General features: G+C 29.3%; 3 protein-coding genes. 2 read left to right on the top strand and 1 reads right to left on the bottom strand.

Annotated elements, in window-relative coordinates; all coding sequences use genetic code 11:
• Nucleotides 1-717: 717 nt before the first annotated feature.
• Together ACFQ13_RS07400 and ACFQ13_RS07395 are read left to right on the top strand one after the other, a co-directional pair.
• Nucleotides 718-957, top strand: coding sequence for a ribbon-helix-helix domain-containing protein (locus tag ACFQ13_RS07400; protein WP_386115761.1), 240 nt, complete (start codon nt 718-720; stop codon nt 955-957).
• The gene (locus ACFQ13_RS07395) at nt 950-1,237 is read left to right on the top strand and encodes a type II toxin-antitoxin system RelE/ParE family toxin (RefSeq protein WP_386115759.1); all 288 of its coding nucleotides are present in this window, start codon (nt 950-952) and stop codon (nt 1,235-1,237) included. The genes ACFQ13_RS07400 and ACFQ13_RS07395 overlap by 8 nt, the downstream gene beginning before the upstream one ends.
• A gap of 295 nt (nt 1,238-1,532) precedes the next feature.
• Here ACFQ13_RS07395 and ACFQ13_RS07390 read toward each other — a convergent pair whose 3' ends face one another.
• Nucleotides 1,533-2,075 carry a hypothetical protein gene (locus ACFQ13_RS07390; RefSeq protein WP_386115756.1) on the bottom strand — a complete coding sequence of 181 codons (543 nt, stop codon included), beginning with the start codon at nt 2,073-2,075 and terminating at the stop codon, nt 1,533-1,535.
• Nucleotides 2,076-2,225 lie beyond the last annotated feature (150 nt).

The following is a 2,225-nucleotide window of genomic DNA, read 5'->3' as shown; positions in this document are numbered from 1 at the left end:
CTAGTTATAGCCTACTTACGAAAGTCCTCTCGGACTTTCTATCTGTGATTTATTTGCTAACTTTAGTGCTTAAAACACGCAACGAAATCATACACAAACACGTTGGCAATAATTAAAATGAAACATTATATAAAATTAATATTGAGTATTACGATTTTGATATTTACGTCTTGTATGCCGAAAAGTTTGAATGGACTTTATCAGAATGAATACTCTCATAAACTTGAAATAAAAGATTCAACTTTCCAGATAACAACTTACGATGGAATAAACGGAATTTATTATTGTAACGGTATTCTAAAAACGAAAGGCGACTCAATTATGCTGAAACAAAATACTGAACAATTAAAAGAAGAATACTTTAATGTATTTAAATGTGATTCTATGATTCTGATTAAGAAAAATAATAGAAAAATTTACAACAAAGAATATTCATTTAAGCGAATAAAATAATAGGAAAAAGCCAAAACTGAATATAAAACGGATAAAAATATTGTCGAAAGAATTCAAAAACGAACTGAAAAATAACTATTGCCAACACCGTATATAATTTATTGCTGGTTCTAGCCTACTTACGAAAATCCTCTCGGATTTTATATTCGGTTTTTATTTGCTAACTTTAGTGTTTAAACCACGCAACAAACCATATACAAACACGTTGGCAACAATTTGGAATTGATTCGTAATTGATGTATATTTACACCAAATAATTAAATTATGTCAAGACAAAGTATATCATTTACAGAACCTAACGACAAATGGCTAAAAGCCCAAGTCAACGGAAAAGAATATTCAAGTAAAAGCGAATTAGTAAACGATTTAATAAGGCAAGCTAGAAAACAGCAAATACAAATTGACTGGGTTCGAGAAAAATTGAATAATGCTGAAAAAAGCGGATTTACAAATGATACTAAGAATGAAATCTTAGCTCAATCAAAGTCGTTATTAAATGGCTAAATACAGATTAAGTAACGAAGCTAAAAACGATTTAATAAGAATTCATCATTACGGAATTCAAAAATTTGGAATGACTCAAGCAGATAAATATTTTGAATCATTTTTTGAATATTTTGACATTATTTCTCAAAGACCATTTTCATTTGAGTCAGTAGACTACATTAAAAAAGACTATAGGAGATATGTTTGTGGAATAGATAGTATCTACTATAAAATAAATAATAACGTTGTTGAAATAATGGCAATTGTCGGAAGACAAGATTTGAACGACATACTGTAGTCTAAAAAATAAAAACTGTTGCCAACACCGTGTATAATTAATTGCTTTTTAAGTGCTTACTTGCGAAAATTCCTGCGGAATTTTCACGGGTTCGTTAAAGTTTGCTAACTTAGTTGCCCAACCACGCAACTAACCATACACAAACACGTTGGCAACCATTTGCCACTCATACTTAAAAAAATAAAAACAAATAATATGAAATTTAATTTTAAAGCACCAGACGATGAAAATTTTGACTTTCCTGAAATTCCAGGAAGCGACCCTTCAACTGAAACAAATCAAGAACCAATTGAAATTAGCTAACAATATAAAAAGCGATAGAAAGATAAATTGGTAACAAAGCCGAAATTATATATAAACTGACTTCTAATTTTGTTCTTCTATCTGCGTTTTTTATTAAATTAAAATCAATCTTATCTTGAGTGTTTTCTATTTCTCTAACAACATAGGATAGATAAATTTCACCGGAATTTAATTTAGGATTTAAAAGCAAAGATTCTTGCGCTAATTTCGAAGGAATTCGACCTTTCTGCATTATTGAACGAGGAAAAACCAATGTTGCTAAAAAAATAATAAAACCAGATAAAACAAAAGAAAAATATAAATTCATAACGAATATGTTTGAAAATGATTCAGATGTTAGTTTTGTAAAAGTGTAGCCGACAATTGCCGCTAAAACTGTAGACAATAAAATAACTAATGAATACGCTCTATTTGTTATTTTATCCGATTCTTTAAGTGTGTAATCCAAATAATCTTTACCTTCTTCTAAAATGAATTTAGCTGAATCTAAAGGAATGGATTTCCAGTTGTTTTTAGGAATTTTAAAATGTTTCATATATCGTAAATTTAAGTAATTAAAATAAAAACGGTTGCCAACACCGTGTATAATTAATTGCTAGGTTCTAGCCTACTTGCGAATATTCCTGCGGAATATTCACGGGTTCGTAAATGTTTGCTAACTTAGTTGCCTAACCACGCAACTAAC

Origin of the sequence: Winogradskyella rapida (genome assembly GCF_042675845.1) — a bacterium.
Lineage (GTDB): Bacteria > Bacteroidota > Bacteroidia > Flavobacteriales > Flavobacteriaceae > Winogradskyella > Winogradskyella rapida.
The sequence above is the reverse complement of the archived record's forward strand: the minus strand, read 5'-3'. Positions and strand labels throughout refer to the sequence as shown.

Bases quoted from the DNA above. Each gene is read 5' to 3' on its own strand.
- ACFQ13_RS07400 (WP_386115761.1), top strand. From the start codon at position 718: ATGTCAAGACAAAGTATATCATTTACAGAACCTAACGACAAATGGCTA.
- ACFQ13_RS07395 (WP_386115759.1), top strand. From the start codon at position 950: ATGGCTAAATACAGATTAAGTAACGAAGCTAAAAACGATTTAATAAGA.
- ACFQ13_RS07390 (WP_386115756.1), bottom strand. From the start codon at position 2,075: ATGAAACATTTTAAAATTCCTAAAAACAACTGGAAATCCATTCCTTTA.